Source organism: Furfurilactobacillus curtus (assembly GCF_054657915.1).
Genome location: NZ_BAAHXU010000001.1, coordinates 794117 through 820275 on the forward strand (window position 1 = coordinate 794117; position 26159 = coordinate 820275).

Below are 26159 nucleotides of genomic sequence, written 5' to 3' on the forward strand. Positions count from 1 at the left end.
TTCATGTGTTTTTAAAGCTGAGTCGTTGACCAGCTACATAATTCCGATCATAATGCCTCCGCCAATTATTAATGCAGAACCAATAATGATGTTCACCATTTCCCAGTGTGTCTTGCGCTCACCAAGCAACCAAATTGAACCAAATGTGGAAATAATGATCCCCATTTGAGCCAATGAAAAGGCCACGGCCAAGCCCACTTTAACGGTAGCTAAGAACATGAATAGATTCCCAGTCCCCCAGAACAATCCTGTAATAATATTCTTCCATGTTGGCGCTTGCCACATCTGACGACGCGCTCCGATCATTAAAACAAAGACAACAGCTCCCAGCAGCATGCCAATGGATTGAGGAAAAACAACGGCGTGAGTGAAGTCGGTAGCATTGCCCACACCACCCCATTTTTCAAACGCTTTAATCACAATCGTGTAGGCCACATAACCAATGGTCGAAATTGTCATCGCACGTGCACCCGCTGCTGCACTACGCCCCTGACTCGTGTCACCAGGTTTGTGTGGATCACGCCGTGAGGTCAACGTTGCCCCAACAATCAGTGCAATGACGGCAATTGTCCCCATTGTGTATTGTTTGCCAGTGACCCACTCTTGAAAAAGTAAAACCCCAGCCAAGGCATTGCCCGCCAACTGTAGTCCCGTGGAAAGTGGAATCGCCTTGGACACGCCCATCGCTTTCATAGAAGTGAATTGTCCTGCTTGCCCCACGACCCATAACAATCCGGAGAGCAACCCAGCAATCCACACCTTTGCATCTAAGATTGGCTGAAAAATCAGCAGTGATAAAATACCAAATAATACGGCCCCCATGGTCATCCCTAAGGTCTGCTGTGCCGCCGACCCGCCCAGTTTACCAGAAACTAGTCCAATCGAGCCCCAAGCAATCACTGGAACTAACGCGATTAAAATGCCCATTTGAAACTCCTTTAATTAATTCAACATGTCATTATTATTCGACAATCGTCGCTGCAACATTGGCCACCCGGGCCGATTCACTCAAGTCAATGTCATCCGCGAATCGCAACGCCAAAGAAGAAGCACCGATTACACCGGCATCATTGCCTAATTGAGCTAATTTTAATTGTGTCGATTGACGTACCGTAGTGAACGCCTCTTGTTGAAACGTCTTATTTACTAAATCTAATAGGAATTGACCAGCAGCAGAAACACCACCACCGATAATCACAGCGCTGGGGTTAAGCACATTGGCCAAGTTTGCCACAGCCAAGCCAAGATATTGGCCCACCTTATTGGTGACTTCATTGGCCAGAAAGTCGCCTTGTTTAGCGAGATCAAAAACAATTTTAGAAGTAATTTCGTCCCCGTTATCCACCATTTTTTTGAGCGTTGAGTTGCCAGAATATTCTTCTGCAAAATCATGGGCCAAATGAACCACCCCAGTAGCGGAAGCATATGTCTCCAAGCAACCATGCTTCCCACAAGTACATAAGTACCCACCGGGTTGCACGGTTACATGACCAATTTCACCACCGGCGCCGTTAACCCCGTGCTGTAACCGTCCACCAGCAATGATACCGCCACCAACACCAGTTCCTAATGTGATGAAATCAACGTCTGGTTCGTTATCTCCAGCGCCTTTCCACCGTTCGCCGAGTGCGGCAACGTTGGCATCGTTGTCCAGTGCAAATGCCATATGAGTGCCGGATTCAATGTCTCTTTTCGCATACTGAAGCGTCTTCCAATTCAGGTTATAGGCAGCCGTTACAGTGCCCGCGTCCAAATCGACTGTCCCCGGCGTGCCCATGCCAATTCCGACAAAGTTATCCGGGTTCATTTGATATAGGTCTAAATGGTGATTGATCGATTGAATAATATCAGGAATGATATGACTTCCCTCGTCCAAAATATTAGTTGGTATACTCCATTTTTGTTGCACAATGCCGTCTAAGGTTAAAATTGCGAATTTGATCGTTGTCCCGCCCAAATCAACACCGATTAACTTTTTTGCTGCCATTTTAATTTTCCTCCTCTTAACAACCGTTTGTTTCACGATAGTTAACTCCCTTTGCCAGGTGAAGCCAAATGACCCAACCGTCATATATTGGCTCCAACGTAAAAAACTTTACGTTATATTCTCTAATAATGTAAGCGGTTTTACAACCCTTTTTTAGACTTTCATTGAACTTTCATCTATGTCAAGTTGCGAATCCATCAAGGATTCAACGCCCTGGTATAGTCCAATTATGTGTGAATTGCCTATGAAAATTTTTTTCATAAAAAAACGCCGCAAGCACACTTAAGCAGTGTACCTACGACGCCCAGCATTTAATTCAGGGAGGTCAAAACTCCGGCAAAGCCATCAACTCATCTTGATGGTGGTTTTCTTCATCCTTAGTCCACACAGCCACGTGGCCTTGCTCATTTGCTGACGCAATAATCCGCTCCTGACCGTGTTGATCAATGTAGTAGAAGTCATTTACCGTCATTTCCTCAAACAATGCGGGCAGTTGGTACTCCTTCTCATCAACCAGTTTAACGCGTACCACCTCACGAACACCCGAAATCCGACTCGGATTGCTTGTTAATCGAACAGCAGCAATTTCTTTTTTCATCCCCGCACCTCACCCAAAATTATTTTAAAAAAAGACGATGTAAAACTGTCTGGCAATCTTACATCATCGTGAGTCAATTTATTCCAATGGTTAAATTGCTAAATCTCTTTGAAATTTCAGTTTAACATAAACCAACATCGAATGCCCGCACCAAACGCGGAAATTCAAGCGATGTAGATTGATCTTAAATTTTATGGGTGTTGTAGTTTAGAGTGTTTAAAGCCGTAGCCTAAATAAATGAGCAATCCAATTGCAAACCAACCAACCATTAACAACTTGGCCGCCTGATTTAGGCCCATAAAAATAACTGCAGAAAAGCCCGCCGAAATTGCCGGTAAAATCGGATAACCGGGCATTTTAAACTGGGCAGTCATTAAATCTCTGCCTTCACGCGGCCGCAATGCATAGATGCCAAACGACACCATCATAAATGCGACCAACGTTCCAGCCGACACTAGATTCGCTAAAAATGTAAATGGGAAAATAGAACCTAACACAGCCGCTGCAATCGTTACCAACGTTAACGCCCGACCAGGTAACTGCTTATGATTAAGGTGGCCTAGGTACTTTGGTAACAGACCATCTCGGCCAAATGCATAGACCAAGCGTGAACTCGCCAGATGAATGCCGATTAATGACGCAAACATTCCCAAAATCGCTACCAATGATAAGAGCCCGGCTACAAGGTTATGCCCAGAACGCCGTAGCGCCCAAGCGGCGGGTTCTGCATTACCTGCATAGCTAGTATATCGGTACATTCCCACTAAAACTAAAGAAACGAACATAAAAAGCACTGTACCAATCACTAACGTGCCAATGATCCCCCGAGGCATTGTCGTTTGTGGGTTCTTTGTTTCTGCGGTGTTAGCTGCGATCGCATCGAATCCTACATATGCTAAAAAAATTTGCGCCGTGCCGGCTACAATGCCAGTTAAGCCACCAAAACTCGTTCCTGGACGATGCTTCGGAATAAACGGTACATAGTTGGTACTGTGGATCGCTGTTGCGCCCACAATAATAAAAATGACAACAACCACCAATTTAAAAATAACCAAACCATTTTCAAGTCGTGAGATTTGATCAATCCCATGTGATAAAAGCCAGCCGACAAACAAGATTGCCCCCAAAGCTAACACGTCGATCATGGTCCCATGATGTAAGTTAAAGCCCGCTGTCATCATTTCAGGTAAATGAACTCCCAGACTACCTAAAAAGCCTTGGACATAGGCCGACCATCCAGACGCGACAAACGCAATCGCGATGAAATATTCAGCTAGTAAAGCCCAACCAGTCAACCATCCCCAAATCTCGCCAAACAAAACGGTAATCCAACTGTAGGCGGAACCTGCAAATGGCAGTACGGAAGCGGTCTCAGCGTATGCTAATGCAGCCAATCCAGCCCCAACTGCGCCAAGCAAAAAAGAAAATACAACGGCCGGGCCGGCATGATCGGCGGCAACAATTCCCGGCAACGTAAAGATTGCCGTTCCCACCACCATGCCTAGACCTAGTCCCAATAGATCCTTAGTCGTCAGTGATGGCACCAAACGGGCATCTTGATCAAAATAAAATTTAGGATCTTGCTTTCGAAATAGCCGGTGAAAAGCAGATTTTTTTCGCACAACGCGCCTCCCTGTTAATAATGTGTTTAACTTTATCATGAAAAGATGTCTTGAAACAAACCCATGTAGGTTGAATGTGTATTAGTCCAATCGACTTCATCAAAAAAATCCTCTCAGACTTGGAGAGGACTTCATACAATCATTGATGATTTAAATAAGAGTGGTAACTGTCTAGAAGTGGATATAACCAGCCGCTTCACTAGCAGAGATTGTGCGTGCGTGATAAGCCAGCCCATTAAAGTTTCCTTCAATGATGTTAACTGTCCCGTCGCCATTAACGCCAGTCACGTAAGCTACATGGTTGTAAGCAAAGTAAGCTACTGAACCAGCTGTGGCTTGGTTATTAACTGCAATACCTTTAGCACGAGCGGAATTACCCCAATTTGCACCGTCGCCTAGATAGCTAAATTGCCATGCTGGAATACCTTCGGCCTGCAAAATTCCGGCAACAAATGAGGTACATTGACCAGCTGGATATCCATTGATTCCTTGCCGAAAACCGGCAATTCCGGCAGATGAAGCATCAGTAGCGACTGGCGCTGATGCAGCCGGTGTTACAGGCGCAGGCGTCGTTGGTGCCGCTTGGCTAGCAGGTGTTTGTTGCGCTTGAGTTAGCTGTGGTGCAGCAGAAGGCGCGGTTGACGCTGGTGTAATCGTCGTTGACTGTGTTGACTGTGGTGTCTGCACTTGTGCACTCGTAGCAGCCGATGTCGTTTGGGCAACAGTTGAATCAGTTACTTGGCCTTGGCTATTCTGTGAAGCAGGGGCTTCGCTTGAAATAGTAGCAGGTGCCTGACTCGCCAGTGTTGCAGAGGGCGCGGCTGACGCTTGACTGACAGCTGGTGCTTGGCTAGCAGCTGGCGCTTGACTAACAGGAACTTGCGTATGCAGCACTTGGCCGACAGACAAGAAGTTAGCATTAACTAGGCCGTTTGCGGCTACCAATTGTTCCATGGACAAGCCTAGCTTTTCACTGACGGTCGATAACGTATCGCCGGTAACGACCACATAGTCTCCATTGGCATCCAAGACAGGGGCAGCTTGTGATGTTGCTTGACTAGCCGGTGCCGCAGACTGTGGCTGTGGCTGAGGTGCAGTTGAGCCTTGGGCGTCCGGAATCGTAATCGTTTGTCCAATTTGGATCAAAGCTGGATTGGCCAAATGTGAAGCTTTAGCGATTGCATCAACTGACGTATGGTGTTTTTGGGCAAAAGCCCAAACAGTATCGCCTTTGACAGCTGTGACCGTTGAGGCATTAGCGAGTGTTGTACCAGCTAACAAACTAACGGCAAGGGTTGAAGTTAATAACGTTGCTTTTAAAGTCTTGTTCATTTTGAATGTTCCACTCCTACTTTTAGCGTTCTGAGTAATAACTACCATGGCTGGTGGTAGTCGAACCTGTACAATACAATTTAACTCTGACAAGTGGTGAATTACCATTACAACACAATTACATTCTCAAAAACCGGTAATTTTTTTGAGAAACATGTTCCATGTGTCTGCCTAATCTCTTGAGATCTCAGCCGTGACCTTAGCCACATTTCATGGTAAACTAAACAGGTTCACGGGGATGTTCCGGATTCGACAGGTATAGGTCGAACTTGAACTGCGCTTCGTGGGTTGCGTCCACGTAAAAACGCTACCTAATTTTTATCTGCAAAAGATAATAATTCTTACGCTTTAGCTGCTTAATTGTAGCTTGACGTAGATCCGTCCGTTACGGCCCAGGTGGCGGGTTACGGGTCTCAAAAATTTGGGCTACGCTGCGAGCTCCCGTCTGAAGTCAGCAGAAGAGATTAATCAGACTTAGCTAATCACGGTTGCCCGGCCAAACGGCGTTTTGATTAGTGAAGCTTAAATGGTTTGGCTATGAGCGTAGAGGTTCAAGTGGCGATATGCTTGGACGCGGGTTCGATTCCCGCCATCTCCATAATTTCAAGCACTCCGTTACGTTTCGTATCGGGGTGCTTTTATTTAAAAATTTATCGCTCATGTGAACAGTTGGAGGAGCGAATGGAGCACAAGATTGCGGTTATTTCAGATAGTCATGGTAATGCCACGGCCTTAGCAGCAGTGCTAGACGATGCTCGCCAACATCAAGCCACCGACATTTGGTCCTTGGGTGACATCGGTTTTGGCGGGCCTGGCACGGCACAATGCTATCAATTGCTAGCTGACGCCAATACGAGTCAATATCTCATGGGTAATTGGGAAACTGACTTCAATCTGGTTCTTCAAAAAAAGGCAATCAATTTGAATGATCCAAGCGATGTTTATTTTGTCATGCTGGTTCGTTATGATTACGCTCGTTTATCTAAACAACAACGAGAAAAGATACAAACGCTGCCGATGGCGAGTACTAAAACAATTAACGGTTTCAAAATCAGCCTTTCTCACAATTTACCTAGGGAAAACAGCGGTCATTCATTATTTCCTACCCAACCACAGGGTAATTTCGACCAACTAATTTCCGATCCAAACACTGACGTTGCGATCTACGCTCATATCCATATGCCACTATTTCGCTATACCGCTTCTGGTCAATTAATCCTTAACCCTGGATCAGTTGGTCAACCTTGGTCTACCCAACAACATTTACTGGCAAATCGAGCTGCCAGCTACGTCCTCTTGACCATTAGTGAAAGCGGCATTGAAGGAATTGATTTTCGGCGAATTCATTATGACCAACAGATTGAGCTAAATTTAGCTCAATCTTCTGGCTTTCCTTATCCTGAATTATATAAAAAATTGCTAGAAACTGGGATTGCATCCACCCATGATCTCCCTTTGCTGACAAAAATTAATTCCGCCCATCATTATCGTGACCTAGCGGAACAATTTTTGAGTCAACTCCCTGATCAACATTTTTAAATAAAAACCGCTCAAACTAAATTTGCAAAACAAAATCCAACAAAAAAAGAGTTGTCCATTTGACAGCTCTTTTTTGTTGGATTAGCCAGTAAAGACACCGACGATTAACCAGAGATTCAACACGATTAAGATTGCTGTAACAATCCAGGCGGTCCAATTTACCCATGGTCGATTTTTAAACTCTCCCATCAGTTCACGATTACTCGTGAATAGAACCAAGGGAACCATGGCAAATGGCAGCGCGACACTCAAGAACACCTGAGAAAAGGTTAGCAAATTTTCGATTTTAGCTTCATTACCCTTGTAAATAATCGCAAATACTAAAACTGGTGTGATCGACATTAAACGCGTTAACAACCGTTGCGCCCATAATGGGATTCGCAAGTGAATGAATCCTTCCATGATAATCTGCCCTGCTAAGGTCCCAGTAATCGTTGAGCTTTGCCCAGAAGCAAGCAGTGCAATGGCAAATAACATACTGAGCAGTGGACTGGCAATTGCGCCAACGATTTTGGAGTTGCTTAAGGCATTGTAGAGGTCAACAAAGCGTCCTAATTCGCTGTGAGTTCCGAAGAATAGGGCCGCTCCTAAAATCAGCAATAAACAGTTGACCACAAAGGCAATTGTTAACTGGATGTTTGAATCCGCTACCGTGAAACGAATCGCTTTTTTAACGCTGTCACGATCATTACGGTCCAAAGCGCGGGTTTGTGAAATCGATGACCCTAGATACAAGTCGTGAGGCATTACTGTCGCCCCCACAATTCCTAGTGCCAAATATAACATTGGCTTGTGCGTTAGTAGCTGCCCTGGGTGGGGTACAAACCCGGCAAAGATCTCAGGCACATCTGGCCGAGCCAAGATGACTTCATATAAGAAAACAAATAAAATAACTGCCACTAATGTAGCAACAATGGCTTCGATTTTTCGGAAGCCCATTTTCATCAAAACTAACAGTAACAACACATCAAAGGCCGTGATAATCAACCCGACGATCAGCGGAAAACCAAATAACAGTTCCAATGCAATCCCTGACCCAATGATTTCCGCCACGTCTGTTGCCATGATTGCTAGTTCTGTAATGACCCATAAAAAGATCCCCATCCCTTTAGAAGTCCGCTCACGGGTCATTTGAGCCAGATCTTTACCAGTCACAATTCCCAACCGTGCCGACATTGCTTGCAGAAGCATTGCAATCAAACTTGATAATAAAATAACGCTAATTAGCGCGTACTTATATTGCGCACCACCGGCGATTGATGTGATCCAGTTCCCCGGATCCATGTAACCAACAGCGATCAACGCACCCGGCCCAGTGTACGCCATTAGCGTTCTAAAGTAACCAGCATGTTGGGGCACCAAAATGGACCCATTAACTTCATCTAGACTCTTGGCGTGATCACCAGTTGTGTTAACGAAATGCTTCCTGTCGTGGTTGCTCACTTCACTAGTTGTTTCGCCTGTGTCAAATGCTAAATCACGCTTCTTATCCCTCTTTTTATCGTGCTTTTTGCTCATCCCGATATCCTCTTTTCCGTTTTGATTCCTGATTACTCAGGTCTAATCCTTCAAAGATGGTCGCTAGCGTCGCGTCATCAAAAAACAGATCAATCCAATGATATTCAATTTATCGGCTTTGGTTAGCTTTTTGTTAATTCGACGTAACATCGGATTGTCAGATGACAATCACTCCGTCTTTGGATATTTTTTGGCAGGTTTTTGAGCCATGTATACTATGTGCCGAAGTCCCACAAATTACAAGCACATCATGCGCTTTGAAAGTGTTTACAACCAATTTTTTGTTTTTTATTTCAAAGAATCAATTTAGCAGTGGCTAATTTTTTTCAAATTAACGACTTAACACAAAAAACGTCCATAAAACTAATGGGCGTCTTCACTACATTATTTCACATTTGTCAGGATAATTGACGAACCTCGTGATCTGGATCGCGCCACCAAACATGGACGATATCTTGATTAGTCGCATCTGTTAGTGCGACCGCAAACTCTGAACGTTTCTGACTCATCAACGCCTGTAAATGGGCAGCGTCGATATTTGCCTGGGTTAACTCAAGTAACACGCCAGACTCCAAATCAGTGATATTGAAACTAGCACTTATGCTTACACCGTCAACTAAATCCACCGTTCCTTCGTTGACCACAATGGTTACCATCAGCAATGACCTCCTAAATATTTAGTCTGCATTGGCAAACTTGATGCCAAATTCACGAATAAAGTCGATGACCTGTTTAGCCTGTTCTTCACCAAACTCACCGATCCAGGAACTAAACCGCTTGGTCACGCGCGCTGTAATTTGTTGCTCAGCTTGTTGACCTTTCTGTGTTAAACTCAGGTTCATTTTGCGACGATCGTGCGGATCTGGCGATTGAAGAATCAGATCCTTATTCAGTAGCGATCGAATTTGTCGAGAAATTGCACTCCTAGTAACTTTACGATCTTCGGCAATTGTCATTAAAGTCAAATCTTGCTGGCGAGAAACGTCATGCAAAATTAAATACTGTTCAAATGAAATCTGAAATTCTGCCGCTGGTCGCGACACGAATTCATCAAGATATTTCAAAAAATGAATATAAACATCAATGGATTCTGCCAACAATTCTTCATTAGCCATGATTGTTCCCTCCCTGCTAGTTACGCAGTCCCGCATCCGCGAAGTATGATCACCTCCGATGCCACTCGCCCATTTTGAGACATCCTTAAATTGAATAAGTAGCGCCCCGCAGCGTGCTTACGGTTCCCGCCATTGATTTGGGCTCCACAAACGTCCTTCCATAGCGCCACGAAGGCTCTCAATTTCCGTTTGTTGATCTTGAATCAGTGCTACAGCGGCATCAATGACGATTTGATTGTCCGACGTTTTTAACTGTTGCAGTTGATTCAAAACCCATGCTTGTTGATCTGCCATATAAACATTTCTCCTTGGTTAACGGTAAAGCCAGTATATCATAGCCACGACGATGAGGGGCACTTGAGTCCTCACGCCTTGTCGCTAAAACATTGGATGCCCATTGGCACTGTGATTAGGAAATGGTTGTTTGACCATCCAGTGTTCAACTATCTGGCCTTCGCGCACCCGAAAGACATCAACTTCAGCCATTTCAATGGCCTCTGGTTGATCCCGTCGAATCACATGCAAGTAAACTAAATCATCATTATCCGCCACGCTAACAATCGTCCGGTAAGCCTGTCGCAGACTGCCTTGGGGACCAAACAGCGGTCGATAATAATGCACCATTGCTTCTGCACCATCAGCAATACTAGGATTATGTTGAACAAGATCGGCAGCGACATACTGTTGAACCGCAGTAATATCATGACGGTTAAAAAAGGCATTCCAAAAAGCGATCACAATCTGGCGGTTTGTAAACGGCTGCAGGTTAGGTGTGCCGTTGTCATTTAATAATTGAACTGTCCCTGTGACATAATCGAGTGTTGCATCTCCCCGCTCACCACCACTAACTTGACTCATCGTCCCAGCATTAAAGTTGAGCATCAAGGTCGTCCAATGATCGGCGTCAAACCACGTTAAATAATAAACGCCATTTGCAATAATTTGTAATTGAACAACTGCATCATGTTCCTTTTGATCAGACTCACCAAGCATTGAACAGCTTAAATGTCGATCATCAATCAGTTGTCCAAGCCACTGTCGTCGGTTCGCTTGTTTGATGAGCCATCGCCGCCCAATTAATTCATTAGTCATTAGCTAGTCTCCCATCTATCAAAGGCCTACGAGTGAATACGACGACCGCCTCGAATGCCAGCAATGCCTAAAGCAATCATAATGACAATGACAGTTATGGCAATAATCGCGAGTTCTGGTTGAAATCCCATGAGATTCCCTCCTCACATTTGATTGGTTAATTTAAAATCTTTTACTCCACCTCCATTTTAACCGTTTGTCTTAGCTTTGTAATCGTTTACACTTGTGAAGTCGCACATTTCAATTGTCTCCTACCTCATCATTCCCCAAGTAAAAATTAACGAGCCAACTAAACCTTCATCCGATTAACTCGAACCCAATAAATAAGCATTGACAGCGCTTACATTTTTCGTTACACTGCTTGTGTAAGGTATTTAGTAATTACCTTCTAATCAATTCTCTTTCTCTCTTATGCCGGCCACCATCGTCAGATGGTGGTTTTTGTTTTGTCATCAAATCCATTGCCATTTACTTTGCCAAATTAAAATAAGCCGTGTATCTTTGCTAATTCATGGCATAATGTTGATAGGTAAAAATTGGAGGTTTCAAAATGGCAAATGCACCAATACAGCTGGCAGATCCCGGACACGAATCGCTCGATATGATTGAAGAAATCACCCGTACGGATGGTTCCAAATATATGGAAATTGGTAACATGGTTCATAATGGCCGGGCAGAGTTTGCAGCAGAGCATCATTTCATCAAAGAAGTTCGCATTCTCAAACTAAATATCCCTGAATCAGCCAACGTCATTAAATATGAGGACTACATTAACCATCACTTTTTAATGCAAGGATGGGATATGGATCACTGGGAAGAATGGATTAAAACTGACACTGCACAGGCGCTTGTGGATGCGATTCTAAAAGAGAACCAAGTCAGTTAATTATTTATCCCACCAAAAAGGGAACCGACGGGCATCGGTTCCCTTTAAGGGCCATTTAGATTAGGAACATCATTGATGATGTTTCATTTCAAAACGTCATTGGGGTGAACGCTTTGGAAGAGGAAGTAATAAATGGTAGTTTTAAAATATCATGAATTCTAAAAAAAGTCTATTCATTTTTTAATCGTTTTTTCATATTAAACCAACTATTCGAAATCCCTACGGGTGTCAAATCAAACGATAAATGTCGTTTTCAATTTGAATAGCCAAAAAGCGGGACATAAGTCAAGTGACTCCGCCTAAAAGCAAACTGCCGCCAATGAATAAATCATCATCATTCGCAGTTAGCCCTTAGCGCTCGTCACTTACCAACTTATGCCCCGCTCTTTTTATTATCTATTACTTGCTTAATTTGGATGCTGCCGCTTCATCAATAATGACAATGACATCATCATGATTCTGCAAAGCACTAGCTGGCAAATCCGTTGTCACTGGACCTTCAATCATGCCTTTAACCGCATCAGCTTTTTCTGCGCCATAAGCTTCTAACAAAATTTGTTTGTCTTTCAAGATGGAGCCAATGCCCATCGAGTAAGCATACTTTGGCACTTCTTCTTCATTGTCAAAGAAGCGAGCATTAGCCTCAATGGTTGATTCCGTCAATTTGACTTCGTGCGTTGTTGAATCAAACGGCGTGCCTGGTTCATTAAACCCGATATGTCCATTGCGGCCTAATCCTAAGATACCTAAATCAATCGGATTGTCAGCGATAACTTGGTCATAACGTTTTGTTTCAGCAGCGGCATCTTTGTTCAGGCCATCTGGCAGATAAGACTGTGCAAATGGTTTCTTGTTAAAGAAATGCTCATGCATGAAATAGTTGTAGCTTTGTGGATGATCTGGTCCTAAGCCAACATATTCATCAAGATTAACTGAAGTCAACTGACTAAAATCTAAGTCTGAACTCGTAATTTCATCATATGTTGACACCGGCGTGCTACCCGTTGCCAAACCAAATACCTTAGCACCACTATCAAGAGCATCTTTAAACACTTGGAACCCTTGCTTGCCGCCCTCAACTGCATCCTTCACCACAATTACTTTCATGTTGAATCTCCTTATCGTTATCGTTTATTGGTATAGTCCAATTATAACAGGATTCTTAACTTTTACAAGGATGAAAAACGTCGTGGAATAAGCCGTCGTTTCCTCGCGCACTAATTACAAGGAGTCAATTTCGGTTCATCGCCAATGTGTTCAATAAAAAACGTTCCTTTACCAGGAACGTTTTTTATTCGATTTATTGAACAGTCACGCTTTTTGCTAGGTTACGTGGTTTATCGACGTCCAAACCCTTCAGTAAACTGGTGTAATACGAAATCAGTTGTGCCGGAATAATGGTCAACAGCGGCGCCAGTGTTTCATCCACATCTTCCAAGATAATATCGTCATGAACATTGGCTAAGGACTTAGAAACAATCGTCATAATATGACTACCACGAGCGGCGGTTTCTGCCAAATTACTACGAGTGAGGCTAGCCGTCTTGGACTGAGTAATCAAGCCAATCACAGGCGTGCCAGCTTCGATTAGGGCAATTGGACCGTGTTTTAATTCACCAGCAGCCACGCCTTCTGAATGAATATAGGTAATTTCTTTCAACTTCAATGAGGCTTCAAGCGAAACAGCGTAGTCAATGCCACGACCGATATAAAACGCATCATGTTGATCGACAAAATTGTCTTGCGCAATTTTCTCAAAAACCTCTTTTTGGTCAACCAATGCTTGAATGCCATTAGCCACTAATCCAAGTTGATTAGCTAACTCGAATTGACTAGCAGCGTCGGTCCCGTTTGCTTCTCCTAACGCTTTAGCAACAATCGCCTCGACTGCGATCTGCGCCGTATAAGCCTTTGTCGAGGCAACGGCAATTTCAGGACCGGCTTCCAGTAACATCGTGTATGTCGCTTCTCGCGATAATGTTGAATTTTGAACATTCGTGATGGTTAAACTGTGATAACCAGCTTCACCAATGTTTGTCAAAACTTCCCGCGAGTCTGCGGTCTCACCACTTTGACTGAGAAAAATAAAAAATGGTTTGGCCGATAAAATTGGCGTGTTGTAGGCAAACTCAGATGCCACATGGGCCTCCGTTGGAATTTTAGCCAATCGTTCAAAGAGTCGTTCACCCACTAATCCGGCATGATAACTGGTTCCAGCCGCGATAATATACAAACGATCAGCTGCTTTTAGATCAGCTAGTAAATCTGAATCAAGGTCAATCTCACCCGCATCATTGAAATAAGTCTGAACTAACTTGCGCATCACTGCTGGTTGATCATCGATTTCTTTCAACATGTAATGGGGATAAGTGCCTTTGTCTGCTTCACTAGCATCCATATTCACGTGGAAAGGCAACCGCGTGATATGGTGTCCTTCTTCGTCCTCAATGTCTACTTTGTCTGGCGTCAAAATCATAATCTCGCCATCTTGCATTTCGATAAAATCATGGGTGTAATTCAGCATAGCAATTGCATCAGAGCAGACGACGTTAAAGCCATTACCAACACCAACTAACAACGGGCTCTTGTTCTTAGCCACAAATAACGTATTCGGTTGCTCACGATCCATTAAAAGAAAGCCATATGCGGAGTCCCCCACAAGGTACAAAACCTTACGAAATGCTTCTAAGGTGGTCAAGTTATCATGTAAAACGAAGTAATCGATCAACTGTACAACAACCTCAGTGTCGGTTTCGCTCTTAAATTCGACATCAGCTAAATATTTATTTTTCAATTCCAGATAATTTTCAATGACCCCGTTATGAACGAGATAAAAGCGGTCATCAGCCGAAATTTGTGGATGTGCATTCTCAATACTCGGCTGCCCATGGGTTGCCCAGCGGGTGTGTGCAATGCCAGTTGTTCCTTGAACTTCAGGCGTTAAAGCGTTGGCCAGATCTGCAACGCGTCCTTTCTCCTTGACCAAAAAGTCGTGTCCATTCTGATCGTTCACATATATACCGGCTGAATCATAGCCGCGATACTCCAAGCGACGCAAACCTTCCATCAACATTGCGACCGCATTTTCGTTTCCGGTAACTCCAACAATTCCACACATAGCGTTCTCCTACTCTCGTTAATTGGTATAGACATAAAAATAATTCTTTTTGTTTTTGAAAACAAATCAATACTACTGTTTTAGCACTCTATCGTCAACAGTTATTATCATTGGTCTATACGAATGCAAGGCCATCTATGCGACTTACTTACCCATAAAAACGGTCCGCCCAGTTTCTGAGCAGACCGTTTTTATGATTTAACGCTTAATTTCTATGACAAGGAGGTTGGCGTCACTAGCTTTGGTAAAGCATCCTGACGATATTATTCGATACCTTCCTGCTCGCGGACAACCTCAGCAATTTCGTCAACATAGCCATCGACAGCTATTTGCGTCGGTGCCTCAGCCATGACCCGCAACAATGGTTCTGTCCCACTTGGGCGTACCAGCACCCGCCCATCGCCAGCCATCTTAGCTTCGACTTTATCGATAGCGGCCTGAATTTCAGGATTATCCAATGCCGCCTTTTTATCTCGAACTTTCACGTTAACCAATTTTTGCGGATATTTAGTCACTTCACTCGCCAATTCGGAAAGCTTCTTGCCGGTGACCTTGACGATATACATCAACTGTAAAGCCGTTAGCATACCATCACCAGTGGTGTTGAAATCTAAGAAGACAACATGTCCAGACTGCTCGCCACCAACGTTGTAGCCATCTTTAAGCATTTCTTCAACGACATAGCGATCGCCCACTTGCGTCTGAACACTGTGCATCCCATTGGCCTCTAGCGCTTTGTATAAGCCGATGTTACTCATCACGGTAGTAACAACCGTATCTTTTTTCAAACGTCCATGCTCACTCATGTACTTACCACAGATATACATGATTTTATCGCCATCAACGACTTGACCATTTTCATCAACCGCGATACAACGATCGCCATCACCGTCAAAGGCTACCCCAAGCTCAGCGCCCTGTTCAACGACAAACTTTTGCAACGCCTCTGGATGGGTTGAACCAACGCCATCGTTAATGTTTAAGCCGTTAGGTGAAGTGGCCATCGTCTCAAAATCAGCATCTACATCCGCGAATAAGCGCGACACTAATTTACTGGTTGCTCCATTAGCGGCATCGATCGCAATGTGCAAGCCAGACAACTCGTCAGGAATCGTCTGTCCAAGAAACTGTGTGTATTTAGCCACACCTTCTTGATAATCCTCTACGGTCCCTAATCCAGCTGCAGAAGGACGTGGTAATTCATCCACTGTTGCGTCCAACAAAGCCTCAATCTCTTCTTCCATGGCATCCGACAATTTGAAACCATCATTACCAAAGAACTTAATCCCATTATCAGCCACCGGATTATGGGAAGCAGTGATCATAACCCCTGCATCGGCCTGTTGAACACGCACGAGGTAAGCTACCCCAGGGGTCGTAATAACGCCTAGTTTCAAGACCTCAATCCCGACGGACAATAAACCGGCAACCAAAGCCTCTTCTAACATCTGCCCAGAAATCCGTGTGTCGTGAGCCACCAATACTTGGGGCTGGCGATCACCTTCGGCATGTTGTGTCAAGACATACCCGCCGGCCCGACCCAAACGGAACGCTAATTCAGGGCTCAAATCTTGATTGGCAATCCCACGTACACCATCTGTTCCAAAATACTTCATCTTAAAAATTCCTCATTTCAATATTGACTTATGACCCACTTGACGCACTGCTAGATCCATCGGTTGTGGCATCGCTAGCAGTTGAAGGTGTCGCGCTCGATTCGCTACTCGACGTTGCGCTAGATGTGCCACCCTGAGCGCCCGCATCCGTGCTAACGGCCGTCACCTTAATCGTGACCGCCGCGCTGGTGATTGAATAACTGCGAAGTCCAGAGGCGTTCGGGGTTAAATTAATTTGTTGCTTCGATGTGCCAAGGGGCAACCCAGACACGTCAACAGGAACAGTAATCGTATCCTTAAGCTTATCGATAGCAGACTTGGTCCCATATACAACCAGACTATCCACGTCTCCTGACAAGTCATAGTTTCGATCACCAGCACCATTAACTGCACTGTACTTAACCGTTACCTTTTTCGAACTCTCGTCAGAAGTAATCGGAATCTTCACGGTGGTCGTCGCTGGCGTAATGACCACGTTAACTGTCCGTCCGTTGCTATCTTGTGCTTCTAACTGAGCCGTCACACTCAAAGTAGACGTACTGTTTTTAGTCAGGTTAACCGGAGCAACAATCTGAGCAACCTGCTCAACTTGATCACTCGCGCCGGTAACAGTTACCTTAGCCACAGAACTGGAAGGTGTACCGATTTGGTAACCGCTCGCTAAGTTGCTGGCATCATATTTGACATGAACTGGCAACGTTACCGTGGCACGACGAGCAATGGTAACATTAATATTTTGCGGTTGAATTTGATAAGTTAATTCCTTGTTCAAACCGGTCGCGACCAATTTCACTTTATGTTTACCCATTGATAAGCCACGTAAATTTGCACTAATCGTAAAATTCTGAGTATTAGTGGTTGCTGTCACTAAGGCTGCTGGACCGGTCACCTTAACTTTAACGCGTTCCGGGTACCCCGTAACGAAATACTTATTGGAATTAACATTGAGCTGAAGTGGAACCGAAATCGTTGCTGTTTTAGTCGAGGTTAGCGAAGATATGCGGCTATCATTGGTCGGACGCGCTAAACGCGTGTCATTGGCAGCAGTATTCGTGACATAAATTACCATTAAAATCGCGAGTACCAGTGCCATCAGCCGATAAAACCAGGCGCTGTTTAAAAACCGATTAAAAGGTTTCATTGACGGCCACCCCCTCGAAATAATTGATTCACCGCATCTAGGAACCAATTATGGCGTTCCGGCTCAGCAGGAATCAGTTGTTTGCGCAGGTAATTCAAATAGTCCTTTTGCGACAGGTTGCGCATCATTTCGTTGTTTCGGGTAAACATCACTTCACCGGTCTCTTCGGAAACCACGATGGTCAACGCATCGGTCACCTCACTAATCCCGACAGCCGCACGGTGACGTGTCCCCAATTCTTTAGGAATTAAGTTGCTGTCAGACAATGGCAAGTAAGCGGTAGCAGAAGCAATTCGATTATTCTTAATAATCACCGCCCCGTCGTGTAATGGCGTGTTCGGAATAAAAATATTAATGAGCAATTCACCTGTCACATCCGCGTCCAAGTCAATGCCAGTCTCGATGTACTCCTCCAGACCAGTTTCCATTTGAATCGCAATCAGTGCGCCAATTCGCCGTTTACTCATGTATTGAATTGCTTTGTCCAATGATTCAATTAAATTCTCTTCATCATCGTAAACAGTCCGACCGCGTTGAATAAATGATCCGCGACCCAGACGTTCAAGTCCTTGCCGAATTTCAGGTTGGAAAACGATGACTAAGGCAATGACACCCCAATTAATCACTTGATCCATTACCCAAGAAACTGTCTCCAAGCCTAAATACCAACTCGCAATTTTAATGACAATAATCACTAAAATGCCACGAAAAAGCATCACAGCGCGAGTCCCTCGTAGTAACATAATTAGTTCATAAATCACAAACCAAATCACCAATACATCAAGCAACCGGGCTGCATTGCCCCAAGTGATCCAACCGATGGGATCGAATACCATAGCGATCCTCCTATACTTAACAAATCTCAGTTATATTGCCATGAATTTCGCGATACAACTTATCCAGGCTACATTATAGCAGATTTAACGATTCCACACGACTAGTCTACCGGGCGATTGGCTTCCGTTTGCATGTCTTCACCCAGCATTAAAACATTCTCCGAATAGTTGACATACTGGCGCAAATTTGCCGCCATAACCGCATTGACACGGCCGGCCTCCAAAAGCTCTGAAACGGCAGAACGTTCTGCTGCCAAGGCCTTAATCCGTAAGGCCTGACGAGCCAAATCATATTGTTCCTGTTGTGCAATTTTAGTGGCAGTACTGGATTTACGTCGTTCAATTCGATAACGATAATGAACAATCAAATGATAGACGCTTTGCCGTTGTTGCACATTTTTCTTGTGGTGATCTTGCTTAAAAAAACGCGATAACTGACGAATGGCTGCCTTAGCCGTTTCCGTTTCAATCAAGACTTGTTGGGCACGAAAACCGGCCATATCATTACCAGTCAACAGAATTGTCAGGCGGCGAATCCCATGCCGAATTAATTGACGGGCAGTTCGCCACGCTGGTAGTGGTTCATGGCGTTGGCGCGCGTCAGCGTTCAATAGTCGCCGATTAATTTGCTGTTGATAATATCGATAGATCCACCCACCAGTACGACCAGCCTCACGTAACTCATTCAATTGAGCCAATTCACCACGCAAAGCCACGCGTCGAATTTCCACCTCAAATTCAACCATTTTTGCCACTTCAGTGGAAGGCTTAGTCCGTAATTCAAAGCGGCGAATGATAAACTGGTAATCCAGCATCAGGTCATAAGCAGCTCGTTGATTTTCTGGTCGCCGTTGAACTTCAATCGCTGCGACGGCGGTCTTAGCAAGGTATGTTTTTGCTTCATCCAAACTCAGCAAGGTCCGCTCTGTCGGGTTATGATCGTCGGTGCCAACCATTTCCTCTAGCAAATCCACCTGGCTGCCTCGGGTAACCAATAAAGCGCCATGCCGACTCAGCAACGGCAATGTCACCGCTGCTACCACTAAACTCACCACAATAACGCCGGCAGCAACGAATAAAATAAGTGAACGTTCAGGAAACGGCGCACCGCCAGCAATGGTTGTGGGAATGGTTAATACACCAGCTAAGGTGATCGCGCCACGCACACCAGTTAAGCCAGAAATAACAGCCGTTTTCAACGTCACCGGTGGCGCATTGCGTTCTCGCTGACTAATTCGCCGTACGCCTGCGTACAGATAAATCCAAATCACCCGCGTTAAAAATAAGATGGCCCAAGCTAACACCACATACCCGATCGCGCCAAGGGTTCCTGTCGCTGGATCAGCAATTGTCGCCTTAGTGGCGCTTGGTAACTCGTCCCCCAGAATAATAAACACAATCCCATTTAAAACATACACGATAATATCCCAGGTTCGTTCCACCAGTAAACGCTGCTCAGGAACATCTTCAACCAACCGGCTTTCATTCAAGTGAGCTAAAACGCCGGCTGTAACCACTGCAATCACACCAGATGCATGGATCATCTCTGCACCAATGTAGACAACAAACGGACTCACAAGTTGTAGGACCGTATTAAAGACTGGATCATTGATTCCCGACCTTCGCAACGTTTCTCGTAACATCTGCAAAAGCGTCATACCAGCAAAACCAATTAAGAACCCGGCCAAACTAGTGTACAGAAAGTCACCGGTGGCGGTCCAAATTGAAAATGTGCCCGTCACTGCCGCCGCTAAAGCATACTTGAAGCCAATCAGACCGCTGGCATCGTTAATCAAACTTTCACCACTCACTAGGTGAATAATTGCTGGTGGCAAACTGACTTGTTCAGCAATCGAGGTCACCGCTACTGGGTCTGTCGGCGATAAAATCGCTGCTAAAGCAAATCCCACCGCTAGCGGTAAGCCCGGAATTAGCAAGTGAAATAACCAGCCTCCAAAAATAGTGGTTAAAAAGACGAGTAACACAGCATTCGCTAAAATCGGTCCGCGTAATGTCCATAACTCACTTTTAGGAAACCGCCGCCCATCATTAAAAAGCAATGGCGCAATAAAAAGTAGTAAGAACCAATCCGTCTCCAATGGGATGGTAATATGAAAAATGACCGACCATAGGAGACCCAACACCACTTGAATTAAGCTAACGGGGATGTTTTCTAAAAAATGATCTAAGACATTCGATAATAGAACAAGTAAGACTAAAACGATGACGGCTTCAATAATATTCATGTTATCATCCCCCCTTTTTGGTGAGCTTGTCGTTTTTTATGTTAAAGAAAATGGCGTGGCTCCGGTTAATTTCCCGTCATCCACGCCAGTTCCAGGCTCTACTTATGTCTGACCACATCTTCACCAATGATCCGAACTTCTGTATCTAAATGTACGCCAAACTTGGCAGCCACCGTCTCTTGAACATGTTTAATCACCGCCAAATAATCGCTAGCAGTTGCGTGACCAATATTAATGATAAACCCGGCATGTTTTTTGGAGACTTGTGCGCCCCCGGAGGTATATCCTCGTAAGTCCGCATCAGTGATCAATTTCCCAGCAAAATAACCCGTTGGTCGTTTAAAAACAGACCCACAAGACGGATATTCTAGCGGTTGCTTGGCTGCTCGCCGTGCATTAAGGTCATCCATCAGCGCACGAATTTGAGGACCATTACCTGGCGCGAGCGTAAATGTCGCACTGATGACAATATCACCAGTCTCTTGAACCAAACTATGCCGATAACCAAAGGCCATCTGCTCGTTTGAATAAGTTTTGAAGTTCCCATCACGCGTAATTACTTCGACCTCGCTAACGACATCCTTAACTTCGCCACCATAGGCACCGGCATTCATAAAGACCCCGCCGCCCACACTGCCCGGGATGCCAGCAGCAAATTCTAGTCCCGTTAAACTAGCTGCGTAAGCAGCCTCTGTAGCAGCAATGAGCGGTGCACCAGCATCTGCTTTAACTTGTTGTCCCACAACACTAATCGTTTTCATGGCCGTTAAAATAACAACCAAGCCACGAATACCGCCATCCTTAACAATCAAATTACTAGCATTTCCAATAATCGTCAGCGGTAATGCCATGGTCCGAGCAAATGTAACTAAAGCTGCCACCTGTTCACGAGTTTGTGGAAAGGCCAGCCAATCCGCTGGTCCACCTGTTTTTGTATTCGTAAAATGACTCAATGACTCATTTTCCATGATGTCAAAATCTGTAAAAATTGATTGCAAATCCACTTTTTGCATGTTCTCACCCATTTAATTAACTCCTACATAAATGCCGTTCTTTTATTTTACCACGAAATTCATCAGCACCGGGAACTGGGTGATGAAAGACTTTTCCAAACCGCTTATGTTAAAATCAAGGCAATTAAACTCAAAGGACGACCATTAAGATGAAATTTATTTCGTGGAATATAAACGGTCTGCGAGCCATTTTAAAACGTGGCTTAGAACAAACCTTGCTCGATTTTGAGGCGGATGCAATTTGTTTACAAGAGACCAAATTACAAGCAGGCCAAGCAACGGTCTCACTGCCAGGCTATCATCAGTTCTGGAATTATTCTGAACGCCCGGGGTACGCTGGTACCGCCATTTTTACTAAACACGAACCGATACAGGTGACCTATGGCCTAAACGAACCCGAATTCGATCATGAAGGCCGAGTAATTACACTCGAATACCAAAATTACTATTTAATCACTAGCTATACGCCAAACTCTGGGCAAGAGCTAAAACGTTTAGCCTTCCGGAATGATTGGGATCAAGTCTTCCGAGAATATGTAAAACAACTCGCCACTAATAAACCGGTGATCTTCTGTGGTGATTTAAATGTTGCCCATGAAGAAATCGATTTGAAGAATCCGAAGACGAATCATCAGCGCGCCGGCTTCACAGATACGGAACGAGCGAACTTCACAACGTTACTGAAGTCAGGCTTTACTGACAGCTTTCGTCATTTCTACCCAGACGCAACCGGACAATATTCCTGGTGGAGTTATCGTTTCAATGCACGTCAAAATAACGCAGGTTGGCGAATTGATTATTTCGTTGTCTCTAATCCGCTAATGTCACAAATTCAGGGCGCTAAAATTCTAAGTAACGTCATGGGGTCCGATCATTGTCCGGTTGAACTGGATACTGATGAACTTGTCTAAATAAGCTTGCCCCGATTCATTCAAATAATTAGCTGCAACCCGTTTTCACTTTACTTTTTAAACAGCTCGATCTAAACTATTTGCATTCGATTTTTAGAACACTCAGCTATATTATGGAGGTTGCAGCCGTGAACTTTGTCGCAATGGATTTTGAAACAGCTAGCTCTCAGCGACATAGTGCCTGTTCATTGGCGCTAACTGTCGTTCGCCACAACCAAGTGGTGGATGAGTTTTATACCTTAATTAAACCCGACACTGAATTTTCGTGGCGTAATGTCCAGATTCATGGCATTCACGAGCGCGACGTTGCCGACGCACCAACTTTTCCTGAGGTTTGGCCACATATCAACCAATTTTACACGAATAATCAGCTTGTCGTGGCACACAATGCCCCCTTTGATAATGGTGTTTTGAAAAGTACACTGGCTCATTATGAACTCGCGCCGACCCACTATTTAACATTAGATACCGTTAAAACAAGTCGCCGCTTTTTCCCAGATTTTCCCAATCACCGGCTCAACACTGTTAGTGAGCGACTCAACATTGAACTTGACCATCACCATAATGCATTAGATGATAGCTTAGCTTGCGCTAATATCCTCATTTACCAAGATCAACATTTTGGTGCATCGGCCATCAAACCATTTATGAAATTACTTTAAACCACTTAATAAAACCACCCGCAAATGAAAAAATTGTCGGGTGGTTTTATTGGTTTAACAGCTTCATATTCCCTTAAACTGCTGGATGACGCACTGTTAAGACCATTGTCTGTGCCGGAACAGCTTCACCAATCGCATTTTGTACGCTAACTGATTTGCTTACTTGAAAACCCAGATTGCGATAAAGTCGTTTGGCATAAGTATTTTCAAGCTGAACAGTAAGCACAATTTCAGTCAATTGACTAGCTGTTTTTGCCCAATACAGCATTTCCTCCATCAAGGCAGAGCCAAGGCCTTCATTCCAAAAGGCCTTTGATATGGCAACCCCAATTTCTCCCCGTGCATCGTCAATAGCAACGATGCTGCCGATCCCAATCAGTTGACCAGCATAATCAGCAACCATGAGATGGTTTTTGGGCGAGGCCATCATGAGCGAAATTTGTTGTGCTTCTTCCGTTACATTCAAATGGCCTAACTGGGGATCAGCGGTAAACGTCGTTGATTCACGCTGTAACGTGGTCAATAAAGCTAAAAGCGCAGCAGCGTCACTTTCAGTTGCTGGGCGAATATCAACGGTTGCTTCACTCATGATTTAAATCCTCCAACTGTTCGATGATTTTCTGGTAATGTTCACCATGAGCAACGAAACTCAACTGGCGAACATTTTCATTTGTTGCCATCCGACGTAACTGAATCATTAGATAATCAGCTGGGAGTTCATCTTCCACAAATTGAGACCATTCAATGACGCTCACTCCGTCACCGGTGAAATACTCTTCTAGACCTAATTCATCACCACCACCGGCTTCAAGTCGATAAACATCCATATGATAAAGCGGCAATCGTCCCTCCTGATACTCACGAATAATGGTAAATGTTGGACTTTTGATTGGTCGCTTGATCCCTAACCCTAAAGCTAATCCCTTAGTGAAGGTGGTCTTTCCTGCGCCAAGATCACCATCTAGCAAGATTACATCCCCACTAGTCACCAAGGAACCAACTTGGCGACCGAGGCCCTGGGTTTGTTCTGCTGTTGTCGTCGTTAATGAAAACATCCTACTTTCTCCTACCGCTAAATATTAAGCCGTTTAAAAGCAAACAGACAACCCTCCGCCGCTGGGTGGATCAAAGTTGTCTGCCTCCATTTACCTAGATTTATTTAACCGATTGAGCCGCTGTAATAATGGCAACTTTGTAAACATCTTCTTCGTTTGCACCTCGAGATAGGTCAGATACTGGCTTATTCAAACCTTGCAGAATTGGTCCAATTGCCTCAAATCCACCAAAGCGTTGCGCAATCTTGTAGCCGATATTCCCCGATTGCAGCTCAGGGAAGACGAACACCGTTGCATGACCAGCTACCTTGGAACCAGGCGCCTTAGCTGCACCGACGCTTGGGACAAAGGCCGCGTCAAATTGCAACTCGCCATCAAGCGCTAAGTCCGGTTGTTGTTCATTGGCTAACTTCGTGGCTTCTTGGACCTTAGTCACCATCTCCCCTTTCGCTGAACCCTTAGTGGAGAAACTCAACATGGCAACTTTAGGATCAATGTCAAACACTTGTGCTGTTTGAGCAGATTCTAACGCAACTTCGGCCATTCCGGCAGCATCTAATTCAATATTGATGGCACAGTCTGCGAACAAGTAGCGTTCATCGCCCTTTTGCATCACAAAAGCACCGGAAATTCGTTTGACTCCTGGTTTAGTTTTGATGATTTGTAAAGCTGGACGAACCGTATCTCCAGTTGGATGAACTGCACCAGAAACCATCCCGTCGGCCTGATCCATGTAAACGAGCATCGTGCCAAAGTAGTTGACGTCTTTTAACCATTCAGCTAATTGCTCACGGGTATTCTTGCCAGCCCGGCGCTCTTCCAATGCATCCAGCATTAAGCTTAACTTATCACTTGGATACGTCTCTGGATCAATGATTAAAACATCATCCGTGCTTAAGCCTGCCGTTGCGGCTGCTTGTTCAATTGCATCAACGTGCCCCAACAGAATTGGTTTTAAAAGACCCTCTTTAGCTAAACGGACTGCAGCACCTAAGATGCGAGGATCTTCCCCTTCAGGAAAAACAATCGTCTTATCTTGGCCACTAATTTTATTCTTCAAACTATCAAATAAATCCATCGTGCGTTCCTCCAATATAATGAGTATGAATTTTCTCTAGCTTATGCTTCGTTGAGATCCGCCATTGAAACCGAAGTTGGTAATTGCCAATCAATGGGTTGTTCACCCATCGCAATTAAAGCTTCATTGGTTTTCGAAAATGGCTTTGAACCGAAAAAACCGCGGTGCGCTGACAACGGACTGGGATGTGGTGATTGCAAAACAACGTTACGACTTGTATCAATCAACTTAATCTTATCCCGCGCTGCCCGTCCCCAAAGAATGAAGACCACTGGACGCTCACGCTCTGACAATTTTTTGATTGCCGCATCCGTCAATTGCTCCCACCCTTTGCCAGCATGAGAGAAGGCAACGCCGTCACGAACCGTTAAAACAGAGTTCAGTAACAAAACGCCCTGTTGAGCCCAAGCTTTCAGGAACCCGTGATTCACCGGTTTGATGCCCAAATCACTGTCGAGTTCCTTATAAATATTCTGCAGCGATGGTGGTACTTGCACGCCTGGCATCACAGCAAAACTCAAACCAAACGCCTGACTTGGTCCATGATATGGATCCTGCCCTAAAATAACGACTTTAACTTCATTAAAAGGGGTCCACTCAAAAGCAGTAAAGATATGATTCATATCAGGGTAGATCGTTTGCGTCTGATATTCATGTTTCAAAAAACGATGTAGCTCTTGATAGTAGGCTTGCTCAAATTCTGGCTGCAGTACCTGCCACCAATCGTTATGAATAAACGGTTTCATACTTGGCACCTCGAATTTCATTGTAGCAGACTCATTCAACAAAATAAA

Annotated in this window: 25 protein-coding genes and 1 other RNA gene; 5 read left to right on the plus strand and 21 right to left on the minus strand. The window is 44.6% G+C overall.

Features of this window, described 5'->3' with window-relative positions:
* Positions 1-33: 33 nt before the first annotated feature.
* The 5 genes from ACYQ0Y_RS04080 to ACYQ0Y_RS04100 form a co-directional block, all read right to left on the minus strand.
* Positions 34-927: a GRP family sugar transporter gene (locus ACYQ0Y_RS04080; RefSeq protein WP_407883801.1), complete on the minus strand. Its 894-nt coding sequence runs from the start codon at positions 925-927 to the stop codon at positions 34-36.
* Between the two features lie 34 nt (positions 928-961).
* Complete coding sequence (locus ACYQ0Y_RS04085) at positions 962-1987, minus strand: ROK family glucokinase (protein WP_407883803.1); 1026 nt, start codon at positions 1985-1987, stop codon at positions 962-964.
* A gap of 325 nt (positions 1988-2312) precedes the next feature.
* Positions 2313-2585, minus strand: coding sequence for a hypothetical protein (locus ACYQ0Y_RS04090; protein WP_407883805.1), 273 nt, complete (start codon positions 2583-2585; stop codon positions 2313-2315).
* Between the two features lie 191 nt (positions 2586-2776).
* On the minus strand, positions 2777-4207 hold the full coding sequence (locus tag ACYQ0Y_RS04095; RefSeq protein WP_407883807.1) for an APC family permease: 1431 nt from the start codon (positions 4205-4207) through the stop codon (positions 2777-2779).
* Between the two features lie 171 nt (positions 4208-4378).
* Positions 4379-5539, minus strand: coding sequence for a LysM peptidoglycan-binding domain-containing protein (locus ACYQ0Y_RS04100; protein ID WP_407883808.1), 1161 nt, complete (start codon positions 5537-5539; stop codon positions 4379-4381).
* Positions 5540-5773: 234 nt separating this feature from the next.
* Between ACYQ0Y_RS04100 and ssrA the strand changes: the two genes are divergently transcribed.
* Both ssrA and ACYQ0Y_RS04110 read left to right on the plus strand, forming a co-directional pair.
* Positions 5774-6140: a transfer-messenger RNA gene (gene ssrA / locus ACYQ0Y_RS04105) on the plus strand.
* Between the two features lie 80 nt (positions 6141-6220).
* Positions 6221-7078: a metallophosphoesterase family protein gene (locus tag ACYQ0Y_RS04110; RefSeq protein ID WP_407883810.1), complete on the plus strand. Its 858-nt coding sequence runs from the start codon at positions 6221-6223 to the stop codon at positions 7076-7078.
* Between the two features lie 81 nt (positions 7079-7159).
* Here the strand turns inward: ACYQ0Y_RS04110 and ACYQ0Y_RS04115 are convergent, their stop codons facing one another.
* The 5 genes from ACYQ0Y_RS04115 to ACYQ0Y_RS04135 all read right to left on the minus strand — a co-directional run bounded on the left by ACYQ0Y_RS04115 (position 7160) and on the right by ACYQ0Y_RS04135 (position 10803).
* Complete coding sequence (locus tag ACYQ0Y_RS04115; protein WP_407883812.1) at positions 7160-8596, minus strand: Nramp family divalent metal transporter; 1437 nt, start codon at positions 8594-8596, stop codon at positions 7160-7162.
* A gap of 398 nt (positions 8597-8994) precedes the next feature.
* Positions 8995-9252 (minus strand): hypothetical protein, encoded by a 258-nt coding sequence (locus tag ACYQ0Y_RS04120; protein ID WP_407883814.1) that lies wholly within the window; start codon positions 9250-9252, stop codon positions 8995-8997.
* 21 nt (positions 9253-9273) lie between these two features.
* The gene (locus tag ACYQ0Y_RS04125; protein ID WP_407883816.1) at positions 9274-9711 is read right to left on the minus strand and encodes a MarR family winged helix-turn-helix transcriptional regulator; all 438 of its coding nucleotides are present in this window, start codon (positions 9709-9711) and stop codon (positions 9274-9276) included.
* 117 nt (positions 9712-9828) lie between these two features.
* Complete coding sequence (locus ACYQ0Y_RS04130) at positions 9829-10005, minus strand: hypothetical protein (RefSeq protein ID WP_407883817.1); 177 nt, start codon at positions 10003-10005, stop codon at positions 9829-9831.
* 84 nt (positions 10006-10089) lie between these two features.
* On the minus strand, positions 10090-10803 hold the full coding sequence (locus ACYQ0Y_RS04135) for a nuclear transport factor 2 family protein (protein ID WP_407883819.1): 714 nt from the start codon (positions 10801-10803) through the stop codon (positions 10090-10092).
* A gap of 550 nt (positions 10804-11353) precedes the next feature.
* On the opposite strand from ACYQ0Y_RS04135, the gene ACYQ0Y_RS04140 reads away from it, so the two are divergent.
* On the plus strand, positions 11354-11689 hold the full coding sequence (locus ACYQ0Y_RS04140) for a hypothetical protein (protein ID WP_407883821.1): 336 nt from the start codon (positions 11354-11356) through the stop codon (positions 11687-11689).
* 399 nt (positions 11690-12088) lie between these two features.
* Here the strand turns inward: ACYQ0Y_RS04140 and ACYQ0Y_RS04145 are convergent, their stop codons facing one another.
* The 7 genes from ACYQ0Y_RS04145 to murB form a co-directional block, all read right to left on the minus strand.
* Positions 12089-12796 (minus strand): glucosamine-6-phosphate deaminase, encoded by a 708-nt coding sequence (locus ACYQ0Y_RS04145; protein ID WP_407883823.1) that lies wholly within the window; start codon positions 12794-12796, stop codon positions 12089-12091.
* Between the two features lie 193 nt (positions 12797-12989).
* Positions 12990-14807, minus strand: coding sequence for a glutamine--fructose-6-phosphate transaminase (isomerizing) (gene glmS, locus ACYQ0Y_RS04150; RefSeq protein WP_407883825.1), 1818 nt, complete (start codon positions 14805-14807; stop codon positions 12990-12992).
* 263 nt (positions 14808-15070) lie between these two features.
* Complete coding sequence (gene glmM, locus ACYQ0Y_RS04155; protein ID WP_407883827.1) at positions 15071-16423, minus strand: phosphoglucosamine mutase; 1353 nt, start codon at positions 16421-16423, stop codon at positions 15071-15073.
* 28 nt (positions 16424-16451) lie between these two features.
* The gene (locus tag ACYQ0Y_RS04160; protein ID WP_407883829.1) at positions 16452-17564 is read right to left on the minus strand and encodes a CdaR family protein; all 1113 of its coding nucleotides are present in this window, start codon (positions 17562-17564) and stop codon (positions 16452-16454) included.
* Positions 17561-18400, minus strand: coding sequence for a diadenylate cyclase CdaA (gene cdaA, locus ACYQ0Y_RS04165; RefSeq protein WP_407883831.1), 840 nt, complete (start codon positions 18398-18400; stop codon positions 17561-17563). The genes ACYQ0Y_RS04160 and cdaA overlap by 4 nt, the downstream gene beginning before the upstream one ends.
* Positions 18401-18501: 101 nt before the next feature.
* Positions 18502-20646: a cation:proton antiporter gene (locus ACYQ0Y_RS04170; protein ID WP_407883832.1), complete on the minus strand. Its 2145-nt coding sequence runs from the start codon at positions 20644-20646 to the stop codon at positions 18502-18504.
* Between the two features lie 98 nt (positions 20647-20744).
* A complete protein-coding gene (gene murB / locus ACYQ0Y_RS04175; RefSeq protein WP_407883834.1) occupies positions 20745-21671 on the minus strand; it encodes a UDP-N-acetylmuramate dehydrogenase in 927 nt (308 codons plus the stop codon).
* Positions 21672-21808: 137 nt separating this feature from the next.
* Between murB and ACYQ0Y_RS04180 the strand changes: the two genes are divergently transcribed.
* Positions 21809-22570, plus strand: coding sequence for an exodeoxyribonuclease III (locus ACYQ0Y_RS04180; RefSeq protein ID WP_407883836.1), 762 nt, complete (start codon positions 21809-21811; stop codon positions 22568-22570).
* A 128-nt stretch (positions 22571-22698) separates the two neighbouring features.
* Positions 22699-23232, plus strand: coding sequence for a 3'-5' exonuclease (locus tag ACYQ0Y_RS04185; RefSeq protein ID WP_407883838.1), 534 nt, complete (start codon positions 22699-22701; stop codon positions 23230-23232).
* A gap of 73 nt (positions 23233-23305) precedes the next feature.
* Here ACYQ0Y_RS04185 and ACYQ0Y_RS04190 read toward each other — a convergent pair whose 3' ends face one another.
* From ACYQ0Y_RS04190 to ACYQ0Y_RS04205, 4 genes are all read right to left on the minus strand, one after another.
* Positions 23306-23821 carry a GNAT family N-acetyltransferase gene (locus ACYQ0Y_RS04190; protein WP_407883840.1) on the minus strand — a complete coding sequence of 172 codons (516 nt, stop codon included), beginning with the start codon at positions 23819-23821 and terminating at the stop codon, positions 23306-23308.
* Positions 23814-24287 (minus strand): tRNA (adenosine(37)-N6)-threonylcarbamoyltransferase complex ATPase subunit type 1 TsaE, encoded by a 474-nt coding sequence (gene tsaE, locus ACYQ0Y_RS04195; protein ID WP_407883842.1) that lies wholly within the window; start codon positions 24285-24287, stop codon positions 23814-23816. The genes ACYQ0Y_RS04190 and tsaE overlap by 8 nt, the downstream gene beginning before the upstream one ends.
* Positions 24288-24387: 100 nt before the next feature.
* Positions 24388-25365, minus strand: coding sequence for a phosphate acetyltransferase (gene pta / locus ACYQ0Y_RS04200; RefSeq protein ID WP_407883844.1), 978 nt, complete (start codon positions 25363-25365; stop codon positions 24388-24390).
* A 41-nt stretch (positions 25366-25406) separates the two neighbouring features.
* Entirely contained in the window at positions 25407-26111 is a 705-nt protein-coding gene (locus ACYQ0Y_RS04205) for a uracil-DNA glycosylase (RefSeq protein ID WP_407884023.1), read from the minus strand.
* Between the last annotated feature and the right edge of the window lie 48 nt (positions 26112-26159).

Excerpts from the sequence above, each read along its gene's own strand:
- pta (WP_407883844.1), bottom strand. The coding sequence starts at position 25,365 with ATGGATTTATTTGATAGTTTGAAGAATAAAATTAGTGGCCAAGATAAG.
- ACYQ0Y_RS04100 (WP_407883808.1), bottom strand. The coding sequence starts at position 5,539 with ATGAACAAGACTTTAAAAGCAACGTTATTAACTTCAACCCTTGCCGTT.
- ACYQ0Y_RS04115 (WP_407883812.1), bottom strand. The coding sequence starts at position 8,596 with ATGAGCAAAAAGCACGATAAAAAGAGGGATAAGAAGCGTGATTTAGCA.
- ACYQ0Y_RS04120 (WP_407883814.1), bottom strand. The coding sequence starts at position 9,252 with ATGGTAACCATTGTGGTCAACGAAGGAACGGTGGATTTAGTTGACGGT.
- ACYQ0Y_RS04140 (WP_407883821.1), top strand. The coding sequence starts at position 11,354 with ATGGCAAATGCACCAATACAGCTGGCAGATCCCGGACACGAATCGCTC.
- ACYQ0Y_RS04135 (WP_407883819.1), bottom strand. The coding sequence starts at position 10,803 with ATGACTAATGAATTAATTGGGCGGCGATGGCTCATCAAACAAGCGAAC.
- ACYQ0Y_RS04170 (WP_407883832.1), bottom strand. The coding sequence starts at position 20,646 with ATGAATATTATTGAAGCCGTCATCGTTTTAGTCTTACTTGTTCTATTA.
- ACYQ0Y_RS04205 (WP_407884023.1), bottom strand. The coding sequence starts at position 26,111 with ATGAAACCGTTTATTCATAACGATTGGTGGCAGGTACTGCAGCCAGAA.
- ACYQ0Y_RS04080 (WP_407883801.1), bottom strand. The coding sequence starts at position 927 with ATGGGCATTTTAATCGCGTTAGTTCCAGTGATTGCTTGGGGCTCGATT.
- ACYQ0Y_RS04110 (WP_407883810.1), top strand. The coding sequence starts at position 6,221 with ATGGAGCACAAGATTGCGGTTATTTCAGATAGTCATGGTAATGCCACG.
- murB (WP_407883834.1), bottom strand. The coding sequence starts at position 21,671 with ATGGGTGAGAACATGCAAAAAGTGGATTTGCAATCAATTTTTACAGAT.
- ACYQ0Y_RS04125 (WP_407883816.1), bottom strand. The coding sequence starts at position 9,711 with ATGGCTAATGAAGAATTGTTGGCAGAATCCATTGATGTTTATATTCAT.
- ACYQ0Y_RS04160 (WP_407883829.1), bottom strand. The coding sequence starts at position 17,564 with ATGAAACCTTTTAATCGGTTTTTAAACAGCGCCTGGTTTTATCGGCTG.
- ACYQ0Y_RS04180 (WP_407883836.1), top strand. The coding sequence starts at position 21,809 with ATGAAATTTATTTCGTGGAATATAAACGGTCTGCGAGCCATTTTAAAA.
- ACYQ0Y_RS04145 (WP_407883823.1), bottom strand. The coding sequence starts at position 12,796 with ATGAAAGTAATTGTGGTGAAGGATGCAGTTGAGGGCGGCAAGCAAGGG.
- ACYQ0Y_RS04085 (WP_407883803.1), bottom strand. The coding sequence starts at position 1,987 with ATGGCAGCAAAAAAGTTAATCGGTGTTGATTTGGGCGGGACAACGATC.
- glmM (WP_407883827.1), bottom strand. The coding sequence starts at position 16,423 with ATGAAGTATTTTGGAACAGATGGTGTACGTGGGATTGCCAATCAAGAT.
- glmS (WP_407883825.1), bottom strand. The coding sequence starts at position 14,807 with ATGTGTGGAATTGTTGGAGTTACCGGAAACGAAAATGCGGTCGCAATG.
- ACYQ0Y_RS04130 (WP_407883817.1), bottom strand. The coding sequence starts at position 10,005 with ATGGCAGATCAACAAGCATGGGTTTTGAATCAACTGCAACAGTTAAAA.
- ACYQ0Y_RS04190 (WP_407883840.1), bottom strand. The coding sequence starts at position 23,821 with ATGAGTGAAGCAACCGTTGATATTCGCCCAGCAACTGAAAGTGACGCT.
- cdaA (WP_407883831.1), bottom strand. The coding sequence starts at position 18,400 with ATGGTATTCGATCCCATCGGTTGGATCACTTGGGGCAATGCAGCCCGG.
- ACYQ0Y_RS04090 (WP_407883805.1), bottom strand. The coding sequence starts at position 2,585 with ATGAAAAAAGAAATTGCTGCTGTTCGATTAACAAGCAATCCGAGTCGG.
- tsaE (WP_407883842.1), bottom strand. The coding sequence starts at position 24,287 with ATGTTTTCATTAACGACGACAACAGCAGAACAAACCCAGGGCCTCGGT.